The organism is Faecalicoccus sp., assembly GCF_036552745.1.
GTDB lineage: Bacteria > Bacillota_I > Bacilli_A > Erysipelotrichales > Erysipelotrichaceae > Faecalicoccus.
In genome coordinates this window covers 1-26,988 of sequence record NZ_JAXKBY010000179.1, presented here as the reverse complement: position 1 = coordinate 26,988, position 26,988 = coordinate 1, and the positions used below count along the sequence as shown (strand labels likewise).

Sequence of the window (26,988 nt, the reverse complement as noted above, 5' to 3'; positions counted from 1 at the left end):
ATTTTTTGCCTTTTTGTTTGCTTAGCTCTTTTTAGGATGGGTAAAAGAGGACAGAAAATTGAACTTTGTCGGTGGTACAGGATTTACGCTTGAAAGAATAGCCGGCTTTTTGGAGGTATTGATCGGCATAAGTATGATCATTTTTGTCTGGCAGTTATTAGGACATGATGATCCAGGCCATATGGAGGATGCAGAGGCTATGCAGGCTTTTATGGAGGTCATCGGTCTGTATGCGATTCATGTGTTTGAAATTATTGCCGGATTGATTGGCATTGTGAAATCAAAAAAAGGTTCATTGCTCACAGTTCTTTTAGGCGTGATCTTGTTTTTGATGAATTTAGTAGAGTTCTTTATGCATACTACAAACATCATAGAAATTATAATTCACGCATTAACATTGATTGTACCGTATTATTATGTACACAATGCTGTTAAATTGTTTAGGAATAAGGTAGAATAAGAAAGTATGTTAAGGAGAAAATATGAAAAGTTTTATGAAAGAGTTTCGTGATTTTATCAATCGTGGAAATGTCTTAGATATGGCGATTGGTATTATCATTGGTGGTGCGTTTACTGCAATTGTAACAAGTTTATCGAATGATATTATTTCACCGATCCTTGGATTGTTTGGTGGATATGATTTCAGTGCCTACTCATTAAAATTTGGCGATGTAGCGATTAAATATGGAAGTTTTATTACAGCTATTATCAATTTCCTGATCATGGCTTTGATTGTTTTCTGTATGGTAAAAGCTATGAACAGAGCAGCCTCTAAATTGAAAAAAGAAGAGGAAATAGAAGAAGCGGCTACAACGAAGGTGTGTCCTTACTGTAAAAGTGAGATCAGTATTGAAGCCACTCGCTGTCCTCATTGTACTTCACAATTAGAAGCGTAAAAAAATGTGTATCCTGAAAGCTCAGAGATACACATTTTTTTATAATACCATATTGCCGACGAAGGCAAGAATGGACATCAGTATGATCATGCCAGTGCCATATGGAAGTACCATAGATAACAGTTTGGAATCCTGTCCTTTGGAATCCACACTGCTCAGGGCAATCGCAAGGCTTTGTGGGCTGAGCATTTTTCCAACGGCTACACCCAGGGAGTTTAAAGCTACGATCCAAAGGCTGTTGGCATTTAAGGCCTGGGCGGCTTCTAACTGCACCTGGCCAAACAGAACGCCGGAATTGGTCCCGGAGCCTGTGACAAAGGTTCCCAAAGCACCAAACCAAGGGGCAAAGAATGGGTAGAAAGAACCGGTAATCGCAATTACAAACGAAGATATATCGCTGATCATGCCGGCATAGCCCATGATCTTGGCAACGGCTAATACCGACAACATGGTGATCATCGTTTCTTTCATCTGGTTAAGCGTATCTACCAATACTCTGCCGAAGTCTTTTAAGCTTGCCTTTTGGATAAGACCACCGATCAATGCGGAAATAAAGATCCATACTCCCGGTGTATTGATCCAGGAAAACGAGATCACCGTAGGGTTTTCACCGGTGTATATCGTTGTTTGTGTGGCAAAAACACTTAAAGCTTCATTGATTGGCATGACCATCTTGCTGGTTAATAATAAGAATACAAAGATCAGGATAAACGGACACCAGGCAATCAAAGCCTTTGATAAAGTGATGTTTTCCTGTTTGGCGATCTGCATTTCGTATTGCGGATCGCTTTTCTTTTTGGATGCGAACAGGATCGTTAATGCCAAAGAACATACACTTCCTACGACAACGGCCAGTTCAGCACCCACAAAGTAGCTGACGGCAAGCTGTGGAAGGATAAAACCTAAAGAACTGGCCAGTGTTACCGGTAACATTCCTTTTAAAGCTTTTGGGCCTTTTCCGGTTGCCATGACGATCAAAAATGGAGCGGCAATGACAAAGGGCGCCAACTGTAAGCTGGTCATAAAGGAAAGCGCTGTGTTTTCCAATCCCACCAGATTGGCTAATGTCACAGTTGGGATACCGATCGATCCAAAAGGTGTGGGAACACCATTGGCAATCAAACAGACAAGACAGCTAAACAAAGGATTAAATCCCAAACCAACAAGCATGCTGGCAGGAATCGCAATGGCGGTTCCAAAACCGGCCATGCCTTCCATAAATCCACCAAAGCACCAGGCAATCAATAAGACGATAATTCGTTTATCGCTGCTGACCGAAGCAATCATTTGCTTAATGATTTCCATGGCGCCGGTCTTCAATGTCAAATTGTACGTAAAGACAGCGGCGATGATCACAAGAATGATCGGCCACAAAGCCATCGCAAAGCCTTCCAGGGCAGCACTCGCCATATCCATCACCGGCATCTGCCACTTGGTGATTGCAAGAATAGCACTGATGACAAGGGAGCCAATTGCAGCCTTAAAGGTCGGCCATTTAAAAACGGTTAGAGCCACAACTAACCACAATATGGGAAGAAGGGCTAAAAGAAAATTCAAAAATTCCAAGATTTCACCTCTCCTATCAATCTCAAATAAACCGTTTCAATTATACGTGAAACTGTGGGGAAATCTAGAGAAAACTTGAAAAAAACGCAAGAAAAAAAGTTGAAGGTTCAACAGTATTGTAAATAATTATATTTCTATAAAAAATAGTTGGCAAAAATGGTGGGAATGATGTATCATGGTGGTACAAAGTAGCACAAAGTGTCTAGATGTGGGGGTGATGGCACGTGTTCATGGGGGAGTATGCACATAACATCGATCGTAAGGGGCGATTGATTATGCCTGCAAAATTTCGTGAAGATCTTGGTGAACACGTTGTCGTTAACCGTGGTTTGGATGGCTGCTTGTATGTATATACTGCCAAGCAATGGGAAACAGTATATCAAAAGTTATCGGCGCTGCCATCAACAAATAAGGATGCGCGTATGTTTCAGCGTATGATGTTGTCGAAAGCAGCGGAGGTAGATCTGGACAGTCAGGGACGAATTTTGATACCTCGTACCTTGATTGAACTGGCAGGACTGGAAAAAGAATGCCTGATCGTAGGTATGGCTAACCATTTGGAGATCTGGTCAAAAGAGCGTTGGATGCAGTTGGAAGAAGAACAGTCCGGTTCATTTGAAGAAGCTGCAGAAGCCTTGAATGGCTTTATGGAGTAGTATGGAACATCAAAGTGTACTGTTAAAAGAAACAATCGACATGCTCGATGTGAAAAAGGATGGCATTTATGTGGATTGTACACTGGGCAGAGGGGGCCACAGTGAACAGATCCTCAAACGTTGTCCACAGGGATTTTTGTACTGTCTGGATTGTGATCAGGAAGCAATCGATCAAAGTACAAAACGTCTGCTTAAGGTTTCAAATAATTTTAAATGTATCCATACATCTTTTGAAAATCTCAAAGAAGTTCTTGCCAAAGAAGGTGTATTTGGTGTCGATGGCATCGTGATGGATCTGGGGGTATCCAGCCCGCAGTTTGACGATCCGTCTCGAGGATTCAGCTATCGATTTGATGCACGACTTGATATGCGAATGGATCAGAGTCAGGAAATGGATGCCAGGAAAGTGATCAATACCTATGATCAAAAAGACTTGTTCAGGATCTTTAGAGATTATGGCCAGGACCCAAATGCATATCGAATCGCATCACAGATCGTCAAAACTCGTCAGCAACATCCGATCGATACGACGTTTCAGTTAGTGGATGTGATCAAAAGTTGTTTACCGACCAAGGTTTTAAGTAAAAAAGGACATCCGGCCAAGCAGATCTTTCAGGCGGTTCGCATTGAAGTCAATCGCGAGCTTTTACAGCTTGAGATCGTACTGCAGGATGCGATAAGTTTATTAAATCCGGGTGGAAGACTGGCCGTGATCACGTTTCATTCATTGGAGGATACGATCGTAAAACGAATGTTTCGGGATGTAGCTGTTCAGAAAAAGGCAGATCGAAGGCTGCCGCAATTAGGGATAGAAAAATTAGAATATGAGTTGATTTCAAAAAAACCGGTAACGGCATCAAGACAGGAGCTGGAAGAAAATTTCAGATCACACAGTGCCAAGCTTAGGGGATTGAAAAAATTGGGGGCAAACTAAAATGGTGCAGAAAGGTACAACAAAGAAGCATAATAGAAAAAGAAGAAAACTGCGCCAGCTTCGTCCGGAGAAGCTGCTTATTTTAGCGTTTGCTCTTTCATGCGTCTTCTATTGCTTTTCCAAAATCGGCTTGAATTCATACAATATTACGTTATCTGTAGAAGAACAAAAGCTTGCCAGTCAGGTAGCTGAAAAACAAGACGAAGTGCATTCGTTGAAGACAGATATTTCAGCTTTACAAGATAAGAATAAGATGTTAGGCTTAGCTGGCGATGACCTGAATGAAAATCAGGACAATGTCTATGTGATCAATAACTAGTTGAACAGGATGGATATGAATGGCCATAAAACGTAAAGTTAGAAGAAAGCTGGATAAGCGAACACAGCGTTTAAGTGTTCGCCGCAGTAACCGCCAGCTTTATCGAATGATTCAAGTGATGAGTATCATAGGAACATTAGTGATTGCTAATGTTCTTTTCACTATGGTCACGAAAACACATATCTGGTCACAGGAAAGTGTTTTAAATTCAAAGATTTCTTCTTCCATCGTGGATACGGAAGTGGAAGCCAAAAGAGGAACGATCTATGATCGTAATCATCAAGTCATTGCCCAGGAAGTGGATGCCTGGACCATCGTGGCTTATCTGGATGAAAGTGTCGTTGATGAAAATGGCGATCCGGATTATGTCAAAGATGCCGAAAAGACGGCTGAAAAGCTTTGTAAAGTTTTGCCGGATGCCAAGGAATCTAATGTCGAAAAGATCCTTGAAAAAGCGATGGATCAAGGATTGAGCCAAACAGAATTAGGTACGGGAACAAAGCGTTTGGATGAAGAGACGATGGAAAAGATAAAAGATTTAGATCTTCCGGGAATTGATTTTATCGAAACGACCAATCGTTATTATCCGACGACACCATATTCCAGCACGATGGTTGGTTTTGCGGCTTATGATGAAGATGAGCAGAAAATCGTTGGTAAGATGGGGCTGGAACAGACCATGAATGATCTCCTTGCCGGAGAAGATGGGCATGTGCAATACCAGCAGACGGTCGATGGAAGTATCCTTCCTGGAACTACAACGGTATATAAAGAAGCGGTAGATGGAGATAATGTCGTATTGACATTGGATAGTTCTTTACAATCGGTCGTTGAAAAAGCTATGGAAGAAACCATAGAAAATAACAGGGCCACCAGTGCCTGGGCGGTTGTTATGGAAGTGGAGACCGGTAAGATATTGGCCTGGGCCAGTTATCCGACGTATGACCAAAATGAACATAAGGAAATTCCTTCTTATACAGATGCCGTCAGCTCTATGGTGTATGAGCCGGGATCTGTTATGAAACCTTTTACATATGCAACGGCTATTGATACAGGAACTTTCCCATATAATACCATGTATCGCGCCGGCAGTTTTGAATATGGCTATGATGCCGCCAATAATAAAATCAATCGTGTAAGTGGTGTCGCTACGGGCTATCCAACCATTTACGATGCACAGGGAAATGATTATGGAACGCTGACTTTTGAAGATGGTCTGGCATTATCGAGTAACGTAGGTATTTGTGAATTGCTGGCCAATTATATGAATTATGATTCACTGGGTAAATATCTGGATCGTTTTGGTTTCTTCCAGGAAACAGGCATTCCTTATATCAGTGAGCAGACAGGTACTAAAAACATCGATGTTCCGATGGATTATCTTCGTACCGGATTTGGACAGTCCAGTTCCATCACGGTCTTACAGTTGATGCAGGCGTATTCTGCCATCTTTAATGATGGTGTGATGGTACGTCCATATGTGGTCGATTCCATTGAAGATGCCAAAACCGGGGAAGTCAAAAAACAATATTCGACCAAGGCCAAGGGAACTCCGATTTCAAAGGAAACCGCAAACAAAGTTACCGAGATGATGAAGCATGTTTTGGACGAAGGCATGTCCGGAGATCGTTTTGCGATCGATGGTGTCAGTATGGCTGCCAAAACAGGTACCGGGGAGATTTATAATGTAGAGCAGGGAAAATACGATACAGTCAACTATACGTCCAGTGTCATGGCTGCTGCACCGGCTGAAGATCCTAAGATCATGGTTTACTGGGGCATGATCGGTCCTAACTATGAAGCCTACAGCGCCAAGCAGTTTCAAGATATCATGCGCGCTGCTTTGATTGCTTATGGTGTCAGCAGTGAAACCAAAGAAAGCGATAAGACCCAGGCAGAAGAAAAGTGGGAAACTTACACGATGCCAAACCTAGTCAATCATTCCGTCAGTTATGCGGGATCAAAAACAGAAAACTGGAAATGTCAGATGGTTTATATTGGCGGAGGTTCTACGATCTTACGTCAATATCCACAAGCGGGATCGACCATCAGCAGTCAGGATCGAGTGTTCCTGCTGACCGATGGCAATGTGATCACCATGCCGGATATGACTGGCTGGACAAGAAAAGATATTACAGCTTTCTGGGAACTGACCGGTATCCAGATTCAAACCGATGGATATGGAGTCGTGACTTCCCAAAGCGCGGAACCGGAAACGCCAATATCCATTGATACGGCAATTTCTGTCACAATGGAGTAAATAGTACTAAACTTCTAAAAAGAAATTTGATATAATTAAACATGATTTGAAAACAGATAAAAGGAGAATGCGAATGCGTAAGAAAAAAGTGTATGCGACTCTAGAAATCGCAGATCAGGAAATACGCCTAATCGTTCTGGAGATCTTTGAAGGCAGAAACAATGTATTGCGCGTAGAACGTGTGCACTGTTCCGGTGTTCAAAATCAAAAGATCATAGATGAAGCTGCAGTCGTCAAAGCTATACAGGAAGCCTGCAAAAATGCCCAGAGTGCATTAGGTTTTCGCATAGAAAGAGTGCTTTTGGCTATTCCAAGCATCAATGTACAACGCTGTTCTCAAAAGATCCATGTGCAGATTCCGGATGGAACAAAGACAATTCGATTGTTCCATATTCAGCAGGGATTTAATAAAGCCGTGGAAAAACAGTTGAGTGAGGAAGTCGTTTTTGTCAACATCAATCAGGTATCGTATATTGTGAATGGTGAACAGACAACAAAAATGCCGATTGGCAAAGAATGTGATGATTTCTTTATGGAAGTGGATTTGTTGTATGCGGATAAGGAAACGATGTACGCTTATGCCCGTTGTGTAGAACAGTCCAATCTTCAGATTCTGGATGTATGTATCGATGCTTATGCGATTGCTCAGGAAACAGGAGCTTTGATTGCCGATCCGAGTCGTCCGATCGTTGTCGTTGATCTGGAACAGGATCATTGTACATTGGCGCTTTTCCAACATGGACGCTTATTAAATACGACGACATTGGAACATGGTTATAAAACATTTACGGAAGAATTACAGAAGAAATATCATTTGAGTGATGCGATCTGTTATCGCCTGCTGCAAAATATCTTTACAGAGGATCAGGATGAAGCCAGCGATGTGATCTGTTACATCGAACAAAAAGAAGAAATGCGCGTAGAAATCACATTAAAAGAGCTGGCGCAGTCATGTCTTTCCAAGATTCGTCTCTGGATTTCAGATATCAATGAGGCATGTGCTCCGATTGCCGGTCAGTCGGTACAATCCATGCGTTATGTGTTGACCGGACAAGGTGCCAATATTCGAGTATTGTCGATGATGCCTTCGGCCTTTAATGCTCCGGCCACTGTATTTGAAGAACAGACTATAGGGGCCAGAGATGGAGCCTTTGTATGTGGCTTAGGTATGGCTTATGCCTGGCAATATGTCAACAAGATTCGCCATGATGATAAGATCAGCGTCAACAACAACGAACTGGAAGCCAGTATTGATTCGATCAATCAACGTGCCAAAAGTGGAGCAGATGGCGGATTTACACAAAAATTGAAGAATGCGATTCTAACGGAAAAAGAATAAATGGAGGTAAATAGGATGACAGAATTCAATCAGGTAGCAACGATTCGTGTGCTCGGTGTCGGTGGTGGAGGCTCCAATGCCGTGAACCGCATGGTCGCCGATGGCGTAAAGGGAGTAGATTTCTATATCTGCAACACAGATGTGCAGGTCATGAAAAACTCTCCATGTCAAAATAAGATCGTATTAGGTCGTGAAACGACAAAGGGTCTGGGTGCCGGAGGAAATCCGGAATTCGGACGTAAGGCAGCTGAAGAGAGTGAAAGCGAAATTCGTGAAGCAATTAAAGGAAGCGACATGGTTTTCATCACAGCCGGAATGGGTGGTGGAACCGGAACTGGTGCTGCACCGTTAATTGCCAAGATTTCTAAAGAAGAAGGCGCTCTGACGGTTGCCGTTGTGACTAAACCATTTACATTTGAAGGAAGAAGACGTTCCAACAATGCTGCTGAAGGTATTGAAGAACTGAAAAAACACGTAGATTCTTTGATTATCGTATCAAATGATAACTTGTTGGAAGTCATCGGACGTAAACCGATCGAAGAAGCCTTCCAGGCAGCCGATAATGTATTGCGTCAAGGTGTACAGACCATCTCAGACTTGATCGCCGTACCGGCTTTGGTCAACTTAGACTTTGCCGATGTTCGCAGCGTTATGCAGAATCAGGGACGTGCTTTGATTGGTATCGGTATGGCTGAAGGCGAAGATAAAGCCGTTAACGCAGCTGAAAAAGCCATTCAGTCTCCATTATTGGAAGCACAGATCAACGGTGCTACAAGTGCTATTATCAATATCACAGGTGGCGATAAAGTATCTTTGTTTGATGCCCAGAATGCCGTTGCGGTTATTCAGGATGCAGCCGGTGGTGATGTTGATTGTATCTTTGGTATTGCGATCAACGAACAGTTGGGAGATGCCATTATCGTTACTGTAATTGCTACAGGATTTGAAGAACCAAAGAAAGTTTCCAAAAAGCGCAGTGAATCAAAACCGAAGGAATCTTTGTTCACACAGCCTTCTGTACAGGCACCTGCTACAGCCGGTGTTGTCACAAGTGTTGAGGAAACAAACGGGGACGATACGATTCCTAATTTCTTCTTTAACCGCTAATGTTTGTCATTTATATTGATGATTCTTTCTTTGGGACATCTGATTTCTCCCGGGATATGCGCTATAAGCTTCGTGTTCTTTTAAATGAAACGCCTTTGAATCACGTTTGGATTTCCAATGTGAGAACCAAAAGTGAGATGATTGAGCGCTTCTTTAAAGAATTTGACGATATCTCTTATACAGAAAGTACGATTCGTTTTATGCAGGATCAAAAGGAATGGATCTTGACCAATACTTCATTACAATGCGAGGATGTATGCATACGTCCGTTTTCCGGAACGTATTGTTTGGTCGATACGGAAACCTTACAGTATGAACGAATCTATTTAGACCTATTTCCGCAGGAAGAGACAGATTTGGCGACCATTTTTACGGAAGCTATTCAGGATGCCCTGCGAAAAATCAGCGGCTCAAAAGAAAAAATGAAATCTTAGCTTGCCTTTCCGGCAGGCTTTTTTTTACAATGATTCTAGATTGGAGTGACAAGAATGGTAGAAATCAAAACATTATTTTCGTTAGATCATACGTTGGCCAAGGATTATTTAGAGCAGTTCACATATCCATGGCAAGCTTTAAAGGGTATTCATGATTTTATTTTGGGATTAGGTCCAACCTTAAAGGACTATGAGGAAATCCAGCCTTTGGTTTGGGTACATCCAACTGCAAAGATTGCCCCGACTGCTTTTTTAGGCTCTCCCTGTATCATCGGGCCGGAAACTGAAGTTCGTCATGGTGCGTTCATTCGCGGCAATGCTCTTGTCGGAGCCGGTTGTGTTGTCGGAAACAGTGTAGAGCTAAAAAATGTCATTTTATTTGATAATGTGCAGACACCGCACTATAACTATGTGGGAGATTCGATCTTAGGCTATAAATCGCATATGGGAGCCGGTTCGATCACATCCAATGTCAAGAGCGATAAGAGCCTGGTTGTCGTAAAAACAAAGGATCAACAATATCCAACAGAACTTAAGAAAGTCGGTGCTATGTTAGGCGACTATGTAGAAGTTGGATGTAATTCGGTGCTGAATCCGGGAACAATCATCGGAAAGCACTCACAGATCTATCCGGTATCGTGTGTACGAGGTGTGATTCCCTCCAACAGCATTTTTAAGGATAAAGATCATATCGTAAGTAAGGCCTAAGGGCCTTTTCTTTTTGTCGGGACTATGGGAAAATAAGAAAAGAGTTTGAAGGTGAGATCGTGCGTGAAATCAAAACATTGACAAAAAAACTAGGGGATGTCTTAAAAAAAGAGGGGATTAAAGGAGTTCAAAAAAGAACCCAACATTTTATAGCCCAAAGAAAAGAAGCCAGTATCAAGGGAGAGATTTTTAAAGATGTGCTGTTTATCAATGGCTGCTCCCGTGATCTTTTAGGACAGTCTGTGCGTTATCGGGTCGATCATCAAAAAGAACAACTGGAATGTTTTGGCATGACCTGTGATGAGGTTTTCTATAAAAATATCAATTTGGATCAAGTGCGTTTATATCGCAATTTCATCTTGTTTCGCTGTATTCATACATCGGAGCTGGAAGCATTTGTCAAAAAAGCAAAAGAATGTAATAAAAGAGTCTATTATGATGTAGATGATCTGGTCATTGATACTTGTTACACGGATAAGATTCCATCATTATCGGCTTTGAGCCGGGAAGAGCGTTTACGCTATGATGAAGATGTACTTTCCCGTAAGAAAATGTTGATGTTTTGTGATGGAGCCATTACGACAACGACCCGTTTAAAAAAAGAGCTGGAAAAATACGTGCCTTCGGTTTTTATCAATCGTAACTGTGCCAGTTTAGAATTATGTGCTTTATCGCAAAAAGTGACAAAACCAGAGAATTCGAAAGTCAAGATTGGTTATTTTAGCGGCAGCATGACGCATAATGACGATCTAAAAATGATTTTGCCGGTCTTACAGGAAATATTAGAACGTTATAAGTCTGTAGAGTTGCATCTTGTAGGAGAATTGGACTATCCAAAAGAATTACAGCCATTTTCTACGCAGATCAAAGTACATCCTTTAATGGACTATAAAGAATTACCGGCTAAGATTGCCGAGATGGACATTAACTTGGCGCCCCTGTGCGATACGATCTTTAATGAAGCTAAAAGTGAGATCAAATGGATGGAGGCAGCTTTGGTAAAGACGTGCACGATTGCCAGTCGTATTGGTGCGTTTGAAGAAAGGGTGCAGGATCAAAAGACGGGTATGCTTTGTTCCAATCTTCAGGAATGGAAAGAAGCGTTGATTCAACTTATTGAAGATCCAAAAAAACGAGAAAAACTGGCCCATGAGGCATATGCCTGCTGTAAAGAAAGTTATATTAGTATTTATAATGGAAATGCATTGATGAGATGGATACAAACGCATCAAAGTCCGTCTGTTATGTTTGCGATGACAAAGGTTGAAATCAGCGGCGGCATCATGGTTGCCTTTCGACATATGATGGCTTTACGTAAGGCCGGAGCGGATGTATCAGTTTTATCATTGTATGATCAGGCAAAATGGACGACTTTTCTTGATCATGAGTTCCCGGTTTTAGAGTTGAACAGTGCCAAGCTACAGGGGCATATCGACCAGGGTGTTGCCACGATGTGGCCTACCGTGCAGCTGTTACAGGGGATTTTGGCCATCAAAAAAAGATACTATCTGGTACAGAATTTTGAAACGGATTTTTATGACTTTTCCGATCCATTAAAAAAACAGGCTAACCAAAGCTATCGCCCGATGGCAGATTTTCAATGCATTACAATTTCTCAATGGTGTCAGGCATGGCTAAAAGATCGTTTCGACCAAGAGGCATTATGGGCCTGCAATGGAATTGACACGAAACAGTTTTATCCAACAAAGCGAGAGATGAAAGGCAAGATTCGTATTTTGATTGAAGGCGATTGCGAGGCGACTCATAAAAATGTTGATGAAAGCTTTGAAATCGTGAAACAGCTGGACCCAAACCGATTTGAAATCTGGTACATGTCTTATAATGCGACACCGAAATCATGGTATCGCATCGATCGCTTTTTCCATCGCATTCCCTATGAAGAAGTAGCTGATGTATATCGCCAGTGTGATATTTTGCTCAAGACAAGTCTTTTGGAAAGTTTTTCTTATCCACCATTGGAAATGATGGCCACCGGTGGTTTTGTCGTGGCCTTATATAATGATGGAAATCGTGAATATGTCAAAGATGGCTATAATGCCTTGATCTATGAAAAAGGCAATATCCCACAAGCCGTCGATTGTATTGAAAGACTGATTCAGGATGAAAAACTTAGGGAACATTTATATCAAAATGGATGTGTTTGTGCACAAAATAGGGATTGGGATTGTATAAATCGACAAATTTTAAGCCTTTATGGCCTATAAATATGGGATTTTTGTGTTATTTGTTCACCAAAAATTGACAGAACACCCATAAAATGCAAAAATAATTCCATGAGAAAAAATAATGTGCAGAATACAGCGCGTAAGAGAACGGTAAAGAGGCGTAAAATGTCTCCTTTATTAAAGCTCTTATGCTTTATTTTGTCTGTTGCGAGTCTTGGATTAGTTGCGTTTTTAGGCTTTCAGCTTTTTAAGCTGGATATGCTGCCTTTGACTTTGTTGCTTCCTGTTTTATTTGTGGTCGTACTGATTACCCTTTTGATCATCGTCTTTTCAAATTTCAAATGTCGAAAAAATGTATCAAAGCTTATCATGACGATCGTACTGGCTGCATTGACAGCAGCCTATGGATTGGGAAACTACTATGTGTACGGACTATCCAATCTATTTAACGAAGTAACAAACCTAACAGACAAAGTTGTTAATAAAGTCAATGTATATGCTCTGGCCGGCTCCAGTATGGCCTCGGTATCCGATTTAAAAGGCAAGACACTGGGTATCGTGACCGGTCTTGATGAACAAGGGACAAATCGCTGTATCGAAGATCTAAATAAAGAAGATGTACAAGTTGAAACGGTGGAATACAACACACTGTCCGATCTTTTGTATGGGCTGTTCAATGAACAGGTGGATGGAATCATTTTGAACGAGACTTATGAAAATGATATTCATGAACAAGGTGACTATACAAACTTTGGTGTTATGACAAAGCGTGTGTATGAATCCGTTTATTATACCGATCGTTCTACTTCACAGAGCGAATCGCTCAATGCGGTTGACAGTATTACGACAACACCGTTTACCATACTGATCAGTGGAAATGATTCTTATGGATCCTTGGCACAAACCAGTCGATCGGATGTCAATATGTTAGTAACGATCGATCCAAGCAATCATCGTGTATTGATGACAAGTCTTCCACGAGATCTATATGTGCCGATTGCCTGTCCGGAAGGCGCTGAAGACTGTCCGGATGATACACTGAACAAACTGACACATACCGGACAATATGGCGTAGAAGCAACCGATGAAACCATCGAAAAAGCATTAGATATTACGGTCAACTATACGGTTCGTGTGAATTTCTCCAGTCTGGTCAATTTAGTGGATGCCGTTGGTGGTATTGATGTCTATGTTGAAGAAGGACTGGAAGTTGATACCTTCTATGCCAATGGAACCGAAGGTGTGCAGGCCGGATGGAATCATTTGGATGGGGAGCGAGCGCTTGCCTTTGCCCGTGAAAGACATGCCTATATCGATGGCGATGCCCAGCGTGTAAAGAATCAGCAGATCGTTTTAGAAGCATTGATCAATAAAGTGATCTCACCAAGTATGATCATTAATTTTGGAAGCTTCATCGATGCCTTGGGCGGCGCTTTTGAAACCAATATGCCGGCCGATCAAATTCGCAGCTTTATCCGTTACCAGTTTGCGATGATGCCAAAATGGAACTTTGAAAGCTTTACGATCCTAGGTCTGGTCAGCACAGAGTATTGTACGATCCAGGGTGATTATGCTTCGGTCATGATCCCTTATAAAGAATATTTAGATACCGCAAAAGAAAAGATCGATGCGGTCTTATCCGGAAAATCCAGTGATACGATCGATGCCCCGACAAGTGATACTTCACTTTTGACATTAAGAGACTACAGTGAATATCAAGATCAGCCATCGACCTATGAAGATAGTGCGCCGGATACAACGTATCAAGAACCTGTACAGGATGATACGCAGGACTGGCAGGTTGATGATTCTCAACAATATGATGACTACGTTCCTTATCAGGAAGAACCTGTACAGGACGATGGGAATATGTATGATCCAAATGCGGATATGTCGCAAGGGTATTATTAAGGAGAGGTTCCTATGAGAAAAGTAAAGGAAAAGAAAAGCAGAGGTTTTCAGATCTTCGGAATTATTCTATCTGTTTTGCTTGTTGTGGCATTGGGATTCACTGTTTTTGAGATATTTACGCTGAATGTACTGCCGACCAATTTGTTGGTGCCGGTGGTATTGATCCTGGTGATCCTTTCATTGATTGCGATCTTGTTGGTGAATTTTGTCAGCCGCAAGCTGGCAGGAAAGATCTTTTCATCGCTGTTAGCACTTGTGATGACAGGGGTATTAGGTTGGGGCAGCTATTATCTTTATACGACCGGTAATATGCTTTCTAATATTACAACCCATGACGGGGAAACTAAGAATACAGTTTCTGTGATTACTTTAAAATCGGCTTCTTATGAATCCTTGGAAGATTTGGAAGATGCCAAGATTGGTTATTTAAAAAAGATCGATAATTATGGTACAGAGCAGTTTTTAAAGGATGCTTCTAAAGAACTGGGTTATGATAAAACATCGATGTTGGATTTCGGTGTGCAGAATGTCTATGCCCAGGAATCTGAATCCAGTCAGGATGATCAGGAAAACAAAGAAGAGAAACCAACCTTTGAAGACGATTATGCTTATTTACCATTTACCCAAAAGGATTATCCAAGCATTCAGGCTTTGGCCAAAGCTTTGTATGATAAAGATGTCGATGCGATCGTTTTAAATGAAACGTATCGTGCCAATTTAGAAGAACTGGAAGACTATATAGACTTTGCTTCGGAAACCAATGTTGTCTATCAGACCGTTTACTATACAGATAAAGAAAATGAAGCACTTGTCGTATCTGATATTACTTCAGAACCCTTTAATATCTTTATTTCCGGAAACGATACATATGGTGATGTCGGTGAACTTTCACGCTCCGATGTCAATATGATCGTGACGGTCAATCCATCAACGAGTACAGTTTTATTGACAAGTATTCCACGCGATACTTATGTGGAATCCGCCTGCGATGCGGCAGATGGTTGCCAACAAGGCGCGATGGATAAAATCACGCATTTAGGGATCCATGGTGTCAACGCCAGTAAGATGACTGCCGAAAACTTTTTAGGCATAGAGATCAACTATACATTCCGTGTCAACTTCTCCAGTGTTATGGATATCGTAGATGCATTAGGTGGCATTGATATCTTTGTGGAAGAAGGAATGGCGGTTGATTCCTTCTATGCAGATAATACTTTAGAAGGTGTACAGGAAGGCTGGAATCACCTGGATGGCAAACGCGCCTTATCCTTTGCCCGTGAGCGTTATGCGTATCAGGATGGTGACAACCAGCGTGTAAAGAACCAGCAGAAAGTATTACAGGCTATCTTTGCCAAGGCCACTTCACCGGATATCATTGTGAAGTATGCCAGTTTGATGGAAGCTTTCAGCGGTGCTTTTGAAACCAATATGAGCACCAGCGAAATCACATCTCTGATTCAATATCAGCTGCAGTCAGATCCAAGCTGGACTTTTGAAAGCTATCAGGTGGCCGGCGCCGGTGATATGATGTATTGTGCAGAAGCCGGACAGGAACTTTCTGTAACCGTACCGGATATGCGAACGGTACAAGTTGCCAGAGAGAAAATTCAGGCCGTCATGGATGGAGAATCTTCCGATAGTATCGATACCGAATGGCTGGATACAACAAGTCCTGTTTATAATTACTGGGGAAATTATGATCCTACGGCAGATTATAAAAACGGGGATACGATAGAAGCCCCACAGGATGTCTATGTTCCATCGGATACCACAAATGAGTATAGCGAGTATTATGATACACAAACTTATGTACCGGAAACAGACTATCAGGAAACTTATCCTAATGAATACGATCAAAGTATTCCGGAACAAAATGTACAACAACCGGTCATCGAAGAAACACCGGTTACAGGCTATTAAAAAAGATCTGGGTTATTCAATTCCCAGATCTTTTTTGATATTTTTATTTTTTGAATTCATTGATTATCTTGTTTGAAGGTAACGATTTCATTAGGAGTACAATCTAGAATGTTACATAACTTCTCTAGAGTATATAGGGTGATATTTTTATTTTTCTTTAAGGAATCAAGAGTTTTATTATCGATTCCAGATTTTATTAGTCGATATTGTGACATGTTTTTCTTTTTCATCGTACTCCATAGGGGTTTGTAATCAATCATCTCAGCATCCTTAGTAGTTATAATAAGTATAAATTGGAATACGAATTTATAACATTGTGGAGATATCCACAATGTTATGGTATGATTTTAATAACATGATAAATAAGGAGTTGAGGAAGTGTGAAAAAAATAGTTTGTAGTATAATGTGTTTTATTCTTTGCTTTGGATTGGTAGGTTGTGGGAAAAGTGTCGATTATGAAAAAATAGAAAAATCTTTAGTGGATGAAGGATATTATATCGATTGTAATTCTAATAATATTATTTTGACCAAAAAATATGATCTGTTTGGAGAAAGGTCGCTTTCTTATAATGAGGATAGTCCTAGCAAGTTAGCTTTTCAGGATACGTATTTATTGAATAATGTATTGATTGATCCAATATCTAATGAAATCATTTCCAATGAGACAAAAGTTGATAGTATTCCTGAAAAGTATTTAGAAAAATTAAAAAAGATTTCTGATAAAGATATTAAAGATTGTGACTTGAAATATGATGAAGTTGTTGCATACATGGAATATAAAATGAAGAATAATCCGAGGTCTGTCAAAGAAAATACGGAAGCTTCTTTATCTAATGAAGGAGAAGGAGAATCATATTCAGAATTGATTTCTTTTGAGGAATATGAAATCCCTTTAGATACAAGAGACATCATAGATTATATGAAAAAAGCATCTGCAAATGCACAAACAGATTGGAGCATTCAATTTAAAGAATGCAAGACGCAAGATAGTACAGTACTTCTTAATTATATGATCTTATTGAATGGTACTTATACTGGTTTAGATTATCAGTTTTTGTCAGAAAACGGGGAGTTTAAGGGAGCACAATTATTTGATAATAATGGGAAAATAAACACATCCTCAAAGGATAGTGATACATATTTATTTATCTTAATGTTAATTTATGCATATAACAATATGAGCGATATAACCAAAGACGATGTAAAGGAGATTATTAGCCAAGTGGAATTATCTAAAACAAGCGGTATTGGGACTTTTAAAGCATCATATTTTGCTGTCAAAGATAATCAATTTGTATTGATACCTAAAAAATAAAGAAAATAGTCTATGTTAAGAGGGAATGAATTTATATGAAAAAAATATCTAATCTGTTTATAATGTTAATAATGATGTTAAGCTTAACTGCTTGCTCGGTATCATCATCAAAAAATGAAAATACAGCTGTTACAGCTTCAAAAGTCACGGATGAAAAAGAGAATGAAACAGTTGAAGAGAAAAAAGTTTTATTTGATGACAACAATATATTTGTTGAGTATAGAGGAATAGAGGAGTATTCATCAGATAGTTGGATTATTAATCTATATGTTGAAAATAATACAGATTCTGATTTTTATCTTTCAACTAGAAATGTTTTAATCAATAACTGTACAGTTGGACTTTCAAACAGTGTTGTTGAGATTAAAAAAGGAACTAAGTATTTAGCGGAGCCAAATTTTAATTTTGTATTAAATTTAGAGAACTTAGAGCCATATAACATTAAAAGTGTTGATAGTATTAATTTTGAGTTGTATATGAGCCACGAAATTTTGGGAGAAGCTTTTTCATCTTCAGAAGTTAATTTAAGTCCGAAAAAAGCATTTGAAAGTAGTTCAAGAGTTTTAGGATCATCTGAAGATAAAACAATAATCTTAAATGATAATGACATTTTAATCGAATATAGAGGGCTAGAAAAGTATTCATCAGATAGTTGGATTGTAAATTTATATATTGAGAATGAAACAGATTCTGATTTTTATGTTTCGGCTAATGATGTGCAAATTAACGGATTTGCTTTAGAGTTATCTAATAGTCAGAGTTTGATTCAGTCAGGAAGTAAATACATGTCATTCCCGAATTTTGATTTTATTATTGATAGTAATAAACTAAAATCATATGGCATAGAAAGTATTGATGAATTGAGTTTTAATATTAGTCTAAGTCATGAAATTTTAGGAGAATCTTTTATCGAAAAATCTGTTAATTTGAATCCGGGAATAAGTGTAGTTGTGGAAGACTGATTAAAGTATATCGCAAAAATATTTATTTAGCTCACAACTAAAAAAAAAGATAACTAGGGTGAGATATCATTTATAAGATGATTGTTAAATATGAAAAAGTGGAAAACAAAACTCTATGTGGTTTTAATTTCCACTTTTTCTTTCTGCGTATTTAAAAGATTTTTCACATATAATAAACTTTAGATTAGTTTAGTGTTTTTTTAGTTATTTTATGACTTAGTTTTTCTTTTTTGTTTTAATTATACCTAGAAAAGAAATTATTAGTACGAAAGGACTAGTTCTAATAAATAGCCACTCTATACTATGAAAAGCCACACCCATAACTGCTATGTCCAGACCATTGTAATTCCACTCTAAATATGGACTGTTTAAAACGGATAGTAGATAAATTGATAAGAGAACCAATAAACTGATACTTATAAAAAGAAAATGTAGTATTTTTCTCCTATTCTCTTTTCTTTGGGCAAGCTGTAGATTGATGATTTCCAGTTTATTGGCTAAAGATTGTATCGTATCTGTTTCCTTTTCAGAAATCGTTTCACCTAATAGAGAGGAAACAGGTACATCAAAAATATTTGATAAGCTGATCAACATATCGGCATCGGGTACGGATAGACCATTTTCCCATTTCGAAAGCGTTTGTCGCACAACATTAAGTTCTACCGCCAGTTCTTGTTGAGAAAGTCCTTTTGACTTGCGTAGTTTTTTTATATTTTCACTGAGCATAAACTCTTGCCTCCTTGTTGCCTATATTATAGAAATAGAAGCTTACTCTAGGCAAGCAACGCAAGTTAACATTATGTTCATATATCATGGAACGAATCTATCTATTACATACAGGCATTGATTTTCGTTTTCTTGCGAAGGATCACAAGCAGAATAAAGGCGGTCAATGCTTTACTGGTAGAGTAGGTGATCCAAAACATTGAAAAAATCACAGAAGTGAAAATAGATTTTTAAGAAATGATAGAAGACACATAGAAAACAAAAATGTGTTGAAATAAATCTTTCAAAATGACGTACTAAGAAATATGGATGCAGAATGATGATAAATATCAAATTTCTGTTATATTTCTATTATTTATATGTACATAGGTTCCATTCTTATCTGTTCAAAGGAGGGCGGCAAAAGTCTGATTTTGTATTTTGAGGAAAATACGCTATAATGTGTAGGATATAGGTGAATGTATGACAAGTTTATATAAATCCATGGTGTATCAAAAATATAGAGGTATCCTGATCTCTTTATATGATATTACCGTTGTTTTTTTCAGTTATGTATTTGCGTTCTTTTTTGATAATGATTTCTTTTTGAATGGCGGTATGCTTCATATTACCCGCGCCATTATTTTGGGAATGTGTTTTGTGCTGCTGCTGCATGCGATCATGGGAATCATTTTTCAGACTCATAAAAGCTTATGGACGTTTACCGGTCCCAGTGAAGTGATTCGAGCTGCCTTGAAGTCGATCAGTTGTCTGGTGATCATGTTGATCTTTTCGTATTCAGCCGGTTTATTTCTACATACGCAGATCTTAGTTATGGCGGAAACGATTTCTTTCTTTATCTGTCTAGGCTCTCGTTTAGTGTATCGATCTTTTCGAAGATATGCCTTGGATATGGAACGAAATGAAAACGCCCTGATCGTAGGTGCCGGAAATGCCGGTTATCTGATGTTGAGCGAGATTTATCGAGGCTCCAGCTATCCTTATAATGTTATCGGCTTTTTAGATGATATGAAGGAAAAGGGAACTATCGTTAATGGAAAAAAAGTATTGGGAACGGTTGATGATGTCAAAGAAGTCTGTGCCAAATACGATGTCAAACACGTGTTCATTGCGATTTCGAAAGCCACTCGTCAACAAAAACAGAGAATTATCGATCTATGTGCATCTTCCGGAGCAAATACGAAGATCATGCGCTTTACAACTGAAAGTGATTTGAATTCGCCGGTGCATGTCGAAGATATTCAGATCGAAGACTTGTTGGAAAGACCAAGCATCAATTTAGAAAATGAACAGATTGGATCATACCTGTGTGATAAAGTCATCTGTGTGACCGGAGCCGGTGGTTCTATCGGTTCGGAGCTGGTTCGTCAGATCTTGAAGTTTGATCCGAAGACTCTGGTTTTACTGGATATCAACGAAAATACACTGTACATGTTGAAACAGGAAATCTTACGTGGGATTCGTCAGGGAAAATATAGAGCCGATGTGCAGCTGGAAACTTTGATCGTTTCCATTCGGGAACGCGATGAAATCTTTAAAATATTAAAGAAATATCAGCCGGATGTTGTGTATCATGCGGCTGCTCATAAGCATGTGCCTTTGATGGAAGATCGACCAACCGAAGCCATTCGCAACAATGTATTTGGTACAAAAAATGTGATTGATGCCTGTATTGCCAATGATGTACAGCGCTTCATCATGATTTCTACCGATAAAGCGGTCAATCCCACAAATGTCATGGGTGCTACCAAACGTATGACAGAGCTAATCTTGCAATCACGAGAAACTGATAAGCCGATCAAAATGGCGGCCGTTCGTTTTGGAAATGTATTAGGCTCCAATGGTTCGGTCATCCCAATCTTTAAAGAACAGATCAAGCAGGGTGGACCGGTGACCATTACGGATAAAAATATACAGCGCTACTTTATGACGATACCGGAGGCAGCCCAGCTTGTTTTACAGGCAGGCTACTATGCCAATCACAGAGAAATCTTTGTATTGGATATGGGCAAACCGGTAAAGATCCTTGATCTTGCCGAAAAGATGATCTCTTTATCGGGTTCGGTTCCCTACAAAGATATTGAAATCAAGGAAATCGGTTTGCGACCGGGTGAAAAGATGTTTGAGGAGCTGGCCCTGGAAATTGAAAAATGTCATCGTACTCAGAATAAGCTGATCTTTGTGCATGAGCCTATCGATATCTCTCAGGAAGAAGTGGATCAGAAGATCACGACGTTATACGATATCGTCATGAAGACCGATGATGTCGCAAAGATCAAGTCTGTATTGATGGAGGCCATTAAAGATCGAATGAATTAGATGGATATTTTCCATCTTTTTTTGTTGCCGCTCATTCCAAATCGAATTATGGTACAATATCTCTTAGAGAAAAAATACAGGAGTTGAGCGTATGTATTCTAAATATGGGAAGCGGTTGATTGATTTTTTGATTAGTTTGCTCGGTTTTATCGTCTTATCACCACTTTTTTTGATCCTTTGTCTGTTGATCAAGATCACCTCCAAAGGGCCGATTTTCTTTAAACAGAAACGAGTGGGTATTCATAAAACATATTTTGATATTTTAAAGTTTCGCACAATGAAGATCGATACACCAAAAGATGTACCGACGCATTTATTATCCGATCCGGATCAGTATATTACCAGTGTCGGTCGTTTCCTGCGAAAAACTTCGTTAGATGAACTTCCGCAGCTGATCAATATCATTAAAGGCGATATGTCAATCGTAGGGCCGCGCCCGGCTTTATGGAATCAGTATGATTTGATCGAACAACGCGATCTTTATCGGGCCAATGATGTGATGCCGGGACTGACCGGATGGGCACAGATCAACGGTCGGGATGAACTGGAGATCTCAGTCAAGGCCAAGCTGGATGGAGAATATGTACAAAGAATGAGTTTTTTGTTTGACTGTAAGTGTTTTTTGTTGACGATTACATCTGTCTTGAAACATGAAGGTGTTGTGGAAGGAGGAACCGGAAGCATGCATGAAGGAGATTCCCAATGAAAAAGGTATTGATTACCGGGAAAAACAGCTATCTTGGTTCTTTTGTGAAACAGGAATTAAATCGATATCCACAAAAATATCAGGTGCAGGAGCTGGATATGATGAATCCCGACTGGCAAAGCTTTGATTTTTCAGAATTTGATGTTGTCTATCATGTGGCTGGTCTGGCTCATTCCACACCTGATGAAAGTCAAAGAGATTTCTATTATCAGGTGAATACAGAACTGGCCTATCAAACGGCTTGTAAGGCAGCTAAAGAAGGTGTTTCACAATTCATCTTTATGAGTTCGATCATCGTTTATGGCAGTGGTAAGGTAGGGCAAAAACGCGTGATTACTAAAGATACGTCATTAAACCCGGATAATTTTTATGGCGATTCCAAAAAACAGGCGGAAAAAAAGATCTTATCCATTCCTGGTTCCATGAAGATCGTCATACTAAGACCACCGATGATCTACGGGCCACAATCGAAAGGAAATTATCCTTTATTGGCAAAGTTTGCCGGTAAAACACCGGTATTTCCGACAATCAAAAATGAAAGAAGCATGTTGTTTATAGGAAATCTCGCATTGTTTGTCAAACGCTGTATCGATAAGGAACTGGAAGGCATTTATCTTCCTCAAAACGAGGATTATGTTTCGACTTGTGATCTTGTGAAAAAGATTGCGCAATATCATCATCATAAAATTTTATTTATTTCATTGTTCAATCCTTTTGTGCGATTGTTTCACTCTGTCAGTGCTGTGAATAAAGTGTTTGGAAATTTAATTATTGATCCTTCACTTTCGGCATTTTCCTTAGATTACCAACGCTATTCATTTGATCAAAGCATACAGCTTACAGAAAAAGGAGAGACGGCTCTATGAAGGTAGGAATTGTCTGTGCCTTTGATACATATTTTGATCGAGTAGCACTGTTAAAGGAGTTTTATCAAAAAAGAGCCCAGGTAAAAGTCATCGCTTCAGATTTTTCTCATCGAAAAAAAGAAAAAAACAGAGAATCTTCTTTGGTTGATGAATGGATCGATACCAAACCGTATCATAAAAACTTATCTGTAGCACGCTTAACATCGCATTATGATTTTTCTAAAAAAGCAGAAAAACTTTTGGAAACAGAAACATGGGATGTTCTACATGTATTCGTGCCTTGTAATTCACTGGTGAAATTTATGGCTTTGATCAAACATAAACAACCAAAGACAAAACTAATCTTTGATTTGATTGATCTATGGCCGGAAACTATGCCAATTTCTAAGTTCAAGAATGTTTTTCCATTTACACTTTGGAAACAGATTCGCGATAAAGATTTAGATCAGGCTGATCTTATTTTTACGGAGTGTAAGCTATACCAGCAAGTTTTACAGAAAGAAGACAATGAGAAATATAAGGTCTTATATTGGGCCAGACAGGAAAAGCCATTAGAGAGCCATCTTCAAATCAAGGATACAGAGCTTAGCTTTTGTTATTTGGGATCGATGTATCATATTATCGATATTGATTTCATCGAAAAATTTTTAAGCGCCTGTCAACAATATCGGCCGGTTACTTTACATTTGATTGGTGATGGGGAATCCAAAGAGCAGCTTATTCAAAATGTAAAGCGAAAAGGTGTTCAGGTTATCGATCATCAAAAAGTATATGATCAAAAGAAGAAACAAGAGATTTTTGATCAATGCAATTACGCATTGAATGTCATGAAAGAAAGTGTGGTTGTCGGATTGACGATGAAGTCACTGGATTATATGTGCGGTCAGATTCCGTTGATCAATACGATTGGCGGCGATACCAGAGAGTTTTGCGAAACCTGTAACATCGGTTTTCATGTTCCCTTTGATCAAATTGAGCTCTATGCGCAAAAGGTATGCACACAAACGCTGCAGGAACAGTATGAACAAAGAAAACAGATCAAACACTTATACGAAACAGTTTTCACAAAGGACTCCTTTTTCAAGACGATGCAGGATGCATGGGAGAAGCTGCTATGAGAATCGGATATGGAATTTTGGTGATCTATAATCACCCCATTGAAAAATCATCTTCGTATGTGACATTTAAAGATCAACTTTCTGTCATTGTAGCCGATAACAGTACGAATGAAGAGATTCGTAAAAGAAATCAAAAGCAGGTTGAAAAAGACGGAAATGTATATTTGGATATGAAGGGAAATCAAGGATTAAGCAAAGCTTATAATCAGGCCATTTCATGGATTCAACAAAAAGAACACAAATCTTGTTTTATATTGATTATGGATGATGATACGATCTTTGGAAATGATTTTCTAAATAAAGCTACACAGGAAATGCTATCTGTACAAGCAGATGTATATGTACCGGTCGTAAAGGCCAAAGAACAAATTCTTTCGCCCTGCACGATTCATAGAGGAAGAGTCAAAGCGATTCATGATCTTTCATCCATCACCCGAGAAAATATAACCGCCATCAATAGTGGCATGATCGTATCTTTAAACGTATATCAAAAGATTCGATACAATGAAAACTTGTTTTTAGAGTATATTGATCATGATTTTATCAGGCAGCTAAAACAACATCAGTATTCGATCCACATTTTAAATCAACAGATTCAACAGAATTTTTCGGTATTTGAAAATGATAAAACTTCGGCAAAAACTCGATTTTCTATCTTAAAAAAAGATTTACATGTTTTTTATGGAAAGAGTTTGTCACAGCATTTCTTATATAAAAGTATATTATGGAAACGAAAGCTTCGTGCTGTGATCCAATATAAAGATTTGTCAATAGTTTGGAAGTGGTAAAGGAAATGGAAAGAAAAAGTGTTTCGGTTGCGATGGCGGCTTATAATGGCCAACAATACATTCAACAACAGATAGAATCGATATTAAAACAGTTGCATATGGATGATGAATTGTTAATTTCTTTAGACTTTTCAACCGACAATACTGAGTATATCGTACAGAAGATGGCCAAAAAGGATGATCGTATTCAAATCGTGCATGGCCCCAGTTTGGGCGTATTAAAAAATTTTGAAAATGCGATCAATCTTGCCAAAAACGAGATTCTGTTTTTATCCGATCAGGATGATGTCTGGTTAGATGGAAAAGTCGAACGCATCTTAAAAGAGTTTGAGGATGAGCAAGTACAGGTTGTCATGCATGATGCAGCTGTGACCGATGAAAACCTGCACATACAGATTCCTTCTATTTTCAAAGAGAGAAATGTGAAATTAGGTGTCAAAGAAAATATTCTCAAAAATGGCTATCGTGGCTGTTGTATGGCTTTTCGCCAAAGTCTAAAGGATGATATCTTACCCTTTCCTAAAGCCATTCCCATGCATGATCAATGGATCGGTCTGGTGGGCGAACTGACCGGAAAAAATGTTTTGGTTCCGGAAGTTTATTTGTTGTATCGAAGACACAGTAAAAATGAAACCGATCTAAAACATGCCGGTATCCTGCAGATGCTTCGCTGGCGAAAAGACATTTATACAGAAATTGAAAAGTTTAAAAAGAAAAAAGGATTAAAATCTTCCTAGGAAAGCGTGTCGCTTGTAAGACAGGCTTTCTTTTTTTATAATCGCTTTTAAATAAAGGAGATTCGAAAATGAGAGCTTTATTGATGATTGATGCACAAAATGGTTTTTTGGATCCGAAGCAACCGATTCGAAACAATAAAGATGCTGAGAAAAATATGTTGAGATTAATGGAACATTTTCGTAAAAAAGGAAATCCTGTGATTCATATTCAACACTTGGGAACGGCAGAAGATTCTTTTTTCCTATCTGAGAAAAATCGTGCATTTCAAAAAGGCTTTGGCCCGCAAGGAGATGAAAAGGTTATTCAGAAGTTTGTCAACAGTGCTTTTATTGGAACCGACTTGGAGGAATATCTGCATAAACAAGATATTCAGGAGTTGGTTATTGCCGGCCTGACCTTACCACATTGTGTTTCTACTACAACACGTATGGCAGCCAATTTAGGCTTTGATGTGACATTGATTGAAGATGCTACTGCAACCTATGCACTCTTGGATCAAAATGGAAATTGGCTCGATCCTCAAAACATTCATCTTTATAATCTGGCGGCATTGAACCATGAATTCGCAACTGTCATGACCACTCAAGAATTTTTAGACATGTAAATCAACATAAGGGCAATAGAAATGGATTCTATTGTCTTTTTTTAAATATTTAAAAAGATGGAAAATGGAAATATATTAAAATCGAAAATAAATCAGAAAATAAAACAGCAGATAACTCTAAAATATTAAAAGCTTATAAAGATGAAGTTAATAAGTTTGCTCGAAAAATAGAAACAGACGAGATAAGTGTCGCAGAGTATTCTCTTTATGATATTGATCACGATGGGATAATAGAACTAATAATTAAAAGTGGAACATGTGAAGCTGATTACACTTATTCAATCTATACTTATGCGAATAAGTTATTTTATATAGGGGATATATCGGCTTCACATGCATATTTAGCAATTGATCCAGATGGAATTGGCATCTATAGAAGTACTGCGCATATGGGATTTCAAAATGTGGATCGAATAACACTTAAAGGTATTAAATTACACGAAGAAAGTGTAATGGAGCCTACAGAATTTCCTCAAGGGCAAAAATATATCGATTATGAACCTATACCTTACTGTTATGAAATGACGATTGTCAAGTGGAAATATTCACTTCTTTGATTATCGTCACTTTTTTTTGAAATCAAGGATATTAGACAGGAAACTTCTTGTC

General features: G+C 39.0%; 25 protein-coding genes. 22 read left to right on the top strand and 3 right to left on the bottom strand.

From position 1 onward, the window contains the following. The first annotated feature begins 58 nt into the window (after positions 1 to 58). Positions 59 to 460 (top strand): hypothetical protein, encoded by a 402-nt coding sequence (locus U0M88_RS08605; protein ID WP_195222061.1) that lies wholly within the window; start codon positions 59 to 61, stop codon positions 458 to 460. Positions 461 to 482: 22 nt separating this feature from the next. Then, positions 483 to 896, top strand: coding sequence for a large conductance mechanosensitive channel protein MscL (mscL, locus tag U0M88_RS08600; RefSeq protein WP_331869558.1), 414 nt, complete (start codon positions 483 to 485; stop codon positions 894 to 896). Positions 897 to 935: 39 nt separating this feature from the next. On the opposite strand, the gene U0M88_RS08595 is transcribed toward mscL, so the two are convergent. Further along, entirely contained in the window at positions 936 to 2,462 is a 1,527-nt protein-coding gene (locus U0M88_RS08595) for an L-lactate permease (RefSeq protein WP_321035181.1), read from the bottom strand. Between the two features lie 230 nt (positions 2,463 to 2,692). Between U0M88_RS08595 and mraZ the strand changes: the two genes are divergently transcribed. The 11 genes from mraZ (at position 2,693) to U0M88_RS08540 (ending at position 16,236) form a co-directional block, all read left to right on the top strand. Then, complete coding sequence (gene mraZ, locus U0M88_RS08590; protein WP_206198251.1) at positions 2,693 to 3,118, top strand: division/cell wall cluster transcriptional repressor MraZ; 426 nt, start codon at positions 2,693 to 2,695, stop codon at positions 3,116 to 3,118. Beyond that, complete coding sequence (gene rsmH, locus U0M88_RS08585) at positions 3,102 to 4,052, top strand: 16S rRNA (cytosine(1402)-N(4))-methyltransferase RsmH (RefSeq protein ID WP_331869557.1); 951 nt, start codon at positions 3,102 to 3,104, stop codon at positions 4,050 to 4,052. The genes mraZ and rsmH overlap by 17 nt, the downstream gene beginning before the upstream one ends. A 1-nt stretch (position 4,053) precedes the next feature. Further along, positions 4,054 to 4,371: a hypothetical protein gene (locus U0M88_RS08580; RefSeq protein ID WP_022789733.1), complete on the top strand. Its 318-nt coding sequence runs from the start codon at positions 4,054 to 4,056 to the stop codon at positions 4,369 to 4,371. A gap of 19 nt (positions 4,372 to 4,390) precedes the next feature. Further along, on the top strand, positions 4,391 to 6,631 hold the full coding sequence (locus U0M88_RS08575) for a penicillin-binding protein (RefSeq protein ID WP_331869556.1): 2,241 nt from the start codon (positions 4,391 to 4,393) through the stop codon (positions 6,629 to 6,631). Between the two features lie 73 nt (positions 6,632 to 6,704). Continuing rightward, entirely contained in the window at positions 6,705 to 7,970 is a 1,266-nt protein-coding gene (locus tag U0M88_RS08570) for a cell division protein FtsA (RefSeq protein WP_168965800.1), read from the top strand. A 15-nt stretch (positions 7,971 to 7,985) separates the two neighbouring features. Continuing rightward, on the top strand, positions 7,986 to 9,077 hold the full coding sequence (gene ftsZ, locus U0M88_RS08565; RefSeq protein ID WP_022789730.1) for a cell division protein FtsZ: 1,092 nt from the start codon (positions 7,986 to 7,988) through the stop codon (positions 9,075 to 9,077). Further along, positions 9,077 to 9,511: a hypothetical protein gene (locus tag U0M88_RS08560; protein ID WP_331869555.1), complete on the top strand. Its 435-nt coding sequence runs from the start codon at positions 9,077 to 9,079 to the stop codon at positions 9,509 to 9,511. Before ftsZ ends, U0M88_RS08560 begins: the two co-directional genes overlap by 1 nt. 54 nt (positions 9,512 to 9,565) lie before the next feature. Continuing rightward, the gene (locus tag U0M88_RS08555; RefSeq protein ID WP_117445652.1) at positions 9,566 to 10,219 is read left to right on the top strand and encodes an acyltransferase; all 654 of its coding nucleotides are present in this window, start codon (positions 9,566 to 9,568) and stop codon (positions 10,217 to 10,219) included. Positions 10,220 to 10,278: 59 nt separating this feature from the next. Continuing rightward, the gene (locus U0M88_RS08550; RefSeq protein WP_331869554.1) at positions 10,279 to 12,444 is read left to right on the top strand and encodes a glycosyltransferase; all 2,166 of its coding nucleotides are present in this window, start codon (positions 10,279 to 10,281) and stop codon (positions 12,442 to 12,444) included. A gap of 69 nt (positions 12,445 to 12,513) precedes the next feature. Further along, positions 12,514 to 14,316, top strand: coding sequence for an LCP family protein (locus U0M88_RS08545; protein ID WP_331869553.1), 1,803 nt, complete (start codon positions 12,514 to 12,516; stop codon positions 14,314 to 14,316). A 12-nt stretch (positions 14,317 to 14,328) separates the two neighbouring features. After that, positions 14,329 to 16,236 carry an LCP family protein gene (locus U0M88_RS08540; RefSeq protein WP_195222070.1) on the top strand — a complete coding sequence of 636 codons (1,908 nt, stop codon included), beginning with the start codon at positions 14,329 to 14,331 and terminating at the stop codon, positions 16,234 to 16,236. Between the two features lie 56 nt (positions 16,237 to 16,292). On the opposite strand, the gene U0M88_RS08535 is transcribed toward U0M88_RS08540, so the two are convergent. Further along, a complete protein-coding gene (locus U0M88_RS08535; RefSeq protein ID WP_267471976.1) occupies positions 16,293 to 16,466 on the bottom strand; it encodes a helix-turn-helix domain-containing protein in 174 nt (57 codons plus the stop codon). Between the two features lie 150 nt (positions 16,467 to 16,616). On the opposite strand from U0M88_RS08535, the gene U0M88_RS08530 reads away from it, so the two are divergent. Both U0M88_RS08530 and U0M88_RS08525 read left to right on the top strand, forming a co-directional pair. Beyond that, positions 16,617 to 17,552 carry a hypothetical protein gene (locus U0M88_RS08530; RefSeq protein WP_195222072.1) on the top strand — a complete coding sequence of 312 codons (936 nt, stop codon included), beginning with the start codon at positions 16,617 to 16,619 and terminating at the stop codon, positions 17,550 to 17,552. 35 nt (positions 17,553 to 17,587) lie between these two features. Next, on the top strand, positions 17,588 to 18,514 hold the full coding sequence (locus U0M88_RS08525; protein ID WP_195222073.1) for a hypothetical protein: 927 nt from the start codon (positions 17,588 to 17,590) through the stop codon (positions 18,512 to 18,514). 216 nt (positions 18,515 to 18,730) lie between these two features. Here U0M88_RS08525 and U0M88_RS08520 read toward each other — a convergent pair whose 3' ends face one another. Continuing rightward, positions 18,731 to 19,240 carry a helix-turn-helix domain-containing protein gene (locus U0M88_RS08520; protein ID WP_331869552.1) on the bottom strand — a complete coding sequence of 170 codons (510 nt, stop codon included), beginning with the start codon at positions 19,238 to 19,240 and terminating at the stop codon, positions 18,731 to 18,733. Between the two features lie 462 nt (positions 19,241 to 19,702). On the opposite strand from U0M88_RS08520, the gene U0M88_RS08515 reads away from it, so the two are divergent. The 7 genes from U0M88_RS08515 (at position 19,703) to U0M88_RS08485 (ending at position 26,379) form a co-directional block, all read left to right on the top strand. Further along, the gene (locus U0M88_RS08515) at positions 19,703 to 21,559 is read left to right on the top strand and encodes a polysaccharide biosynthesis protein (RefSeq protein ID WP_331869551.1); all 1,857 of its coding nucleotides are present in this window, start codon (positions 19,703 to 19,705) and stop codon (positions 21,557 to 21,559) included. A gap of 91 nt (positions 21,560 to 21,650) precedes the next feature. After that, positions 21,651 to 22,265 (top strand): sugar transferase, encoded by a 615-nt coding sequence (locus U0M88_RS08510; RefSeq protein ID WP_331869550.1) that lies wholly within the window; start codon positions 21,651 to 21,653, stop codon positions 22,263 to 22,265. After that, positions 22,262 to 23,131, top strand: coding sequence for an NAD-dependent epimerase/dehydratase family protein (locus U0M88_RS08505; protein ID WP_331869549.1), 870 nt, complete (start codon positions 22,262 to 22,264; stop codon positions 23,129 to 23,131). Before U0M88_RS08510 ends, U0M88_RS08505 begins: the two co-directional genes overlap by 4 nt. After that, entirely contained in the window at positions 23,128 to 24,249 is a 1,122-nt protein-coding gene (locus U0M88_RS08500; protein WP_331869548.1) for a glycosyltransferase, read from the top strand. The genes U0M88_RS08505 and U0M88_RS08500 overlap by 4 nt, the downstream gene beginning before the upstream one ends. Beyond that, on the top strand, positions 24,246 to 25,037 hold the full coding sequence (locus U0M88_RS08495; protein WP_331869547.1) for a glycosyltransferase: 792 nt from the start codon (positions 24,246 to 24,248) through the stop codon (positions 25,035 to 25,037). The genes U0M88_RS08500 and U0M88_RS08495 overlap by 4 nt, the downstream gene beginning before the upstream one ends. A gap of 5 nt (positions 25,038 to 25,042) precedes the next feature. Continuing rightward, on the top strand, positions 25,043 to 25,774 hold the full coding sequence (locus tag U0M88_RS08490; protein ID WP_331869546.1) for a glycosyltransferase family 2 protein: 732 nt from the start codon (positions 25,043 to 25,045) through the stop codon (positions 25,772 to 25,774). A 68-nt stretch (positions 25,775 to 25,842) separates the two neighbouring features. Continuing rightward, a complete protein-coding gene (locus U0M88_RS08485; protein WP_331869545.1) occupies positions 25,843 to 26,379 on the top strand; it encodes a cysteine hydrolase family protein in 537 nt (178 codons plus the stop codon). Positions 26,380 to 26,988 lie beyond the last annotated feature (609 nt).

What these genes read in the sequence shown, in the direction of transcription:
- mscL (WP_331869558.1), top strand. Translation starts at nt 483, where the DNA reads ATGAAAAGTTTTATGAAAGAGTTTCGTGATTTTATCAATCGTGGAAAT.
- mraZ (WP_206198251.1), top strand. Translation starts at nt 2,693, where the DNA reads ATGGGGGAGTATGCACATAACATCGATCGTAAGGGGCGATTGATTATG.
- rsmH (WP_331869557.1), top strand. Translation starts at nt 3,102, where the DNA reads ATGGCTTTATGGAGTAGTATGGAACATCAAAGTGTACTGTTAAAAGAA.
- U0M88_RS08580 (WP_022789733.1), top strand. Translation starts at nt 4,054, where the DNA reads ATGGTGCAGAAAGGTACAACAAAGAAGCATAATAGAAAAAGAAGAAAA.
- U0M88_RS08575 (WP_331869556.1), top strand. Translation starts at nt 4,391, where the DNA reads ATGGCCATAAAACGTAAAGTTAGAAGAAAGCTGGATAAGCGAACACAG.
- U0M88_RS08570 (WP_168965800.1), top strand. Translation starts at nt 6,705, where the DNA reads ATGCGTAAGAAAAAAGTGTATGCGACTCTAGAAATCGCAGATCAGGAA.
- ftsZ (WP_022789730.1), top strand. Translation starts at nt 7,986, where the DNA reads ATGACAGAATTCAATCAGGTAGCAACGATTCGTGTGCTCGGTGTCGGT.
- U0M88_RS08560 (WP_331869555.1), top strand. Translation starts at nt 9,077, where the DNA reads ATGTTTGTCATTTATATTGATGATTCTTTCTTTGGGACATCTGATTTC.
- U0M88_RS08555 (WP_117445652.1), top strand. Translation starts at nt 9,566, where the DNA reads ATGGTAGAAATCAAAACATTATTTTCGTTAGATCATACGTTGGCCAAG.
- U0M88_RS08545 (WP_331869553.1), top strand. Translation starts at nt 12,514, where the DNA reads ATGAGAAAAAATAATGTGCAGAATACAGCGCGTAAGAGAACGGTAAAG.
- U0M88_RS08540 (WP_195222070.1), top strand. Translation starts at nt 14,329, where the DNA reads ATGAGAAAAGTAAAGGAAAAGAAAAGCAGAGGTTTTCAGATCTTCGGA.
- U0M88_RS08535 (WP_267471976.1), bottom strand. Translation starts at nt 16,466, where the DNA reads ATGAAAAAGAAAAACATGTCACAATATCGACTAATAAAATCTGGAATC.
- U0M88_RS08525 (WP_195222073.1), top strand. Translation starts at nt 17,588, where the DNA reads ATGAAAAAAATATCTAATCTGTTTATAATGTTAATAATGATGTTAAGC.
- U0M88_RS08520 (WP_331869552.1), bottom strand. Translation starts at nt 19,240, where the DNA reads ATGCTCAGTGAAAATATAAAAAAACTACGCAAGTCAAAAGGACTTTCT.
- U0M88_RS08515 (WP_331869551.1), top strand. Translation starts at nt 19,703, where the DNA reads ATGACAAGTTTATATAAATCCATGGTGTATCAAAAATATAGAGGTATC.
- U0M88_RS08510 (WP_331869550.1), top strand. Translation starts at nt 21,651, where the DNA reads ATGTATTCTAAATATGGGAAGCGGTTGATTGATTTTTTGATTAGTTTG.
- U0M88_RS08505 (WP_331869549.1), top strand. Translation starts at nt 22,262, where the DNA reads ATGAAAAAGGTATTGATTACCGGGAAAAACAGCTATCTTGGTTCTTTT.
- U0M88_RS08500 (WP_331869548.1), top strand. Translation starts at nt 23,128, where the DNA reads ATGAAGGTAGGAATTGTCTGTGCCTTTGATACATATTTTGATCGAGTA.
- U0M88_RS08495 (WP_331869547.1), top strand. Translation starts at nt 24,246, where the DNA reads ATGAGAATCGGATATGGAATTTTGGTGATCTATAATCACCCCATTGAA.
- U0M88_RS08490 (WP_331869546.1), top strand. Translation starts at nt 25,043, where the DNA reads ATGGAAAGAAAAAGTGTTTCGGTTGCGATGGCGGCTTATAATGGCCAA.
- U0M88_RS08485 (WP_331869545.1), top strand. Translation starts at nt 25,843, where the DNA reads ATGAGAGCTTTATTGATGATTGATGCACAAAATGGTTTTTTGGATCCG.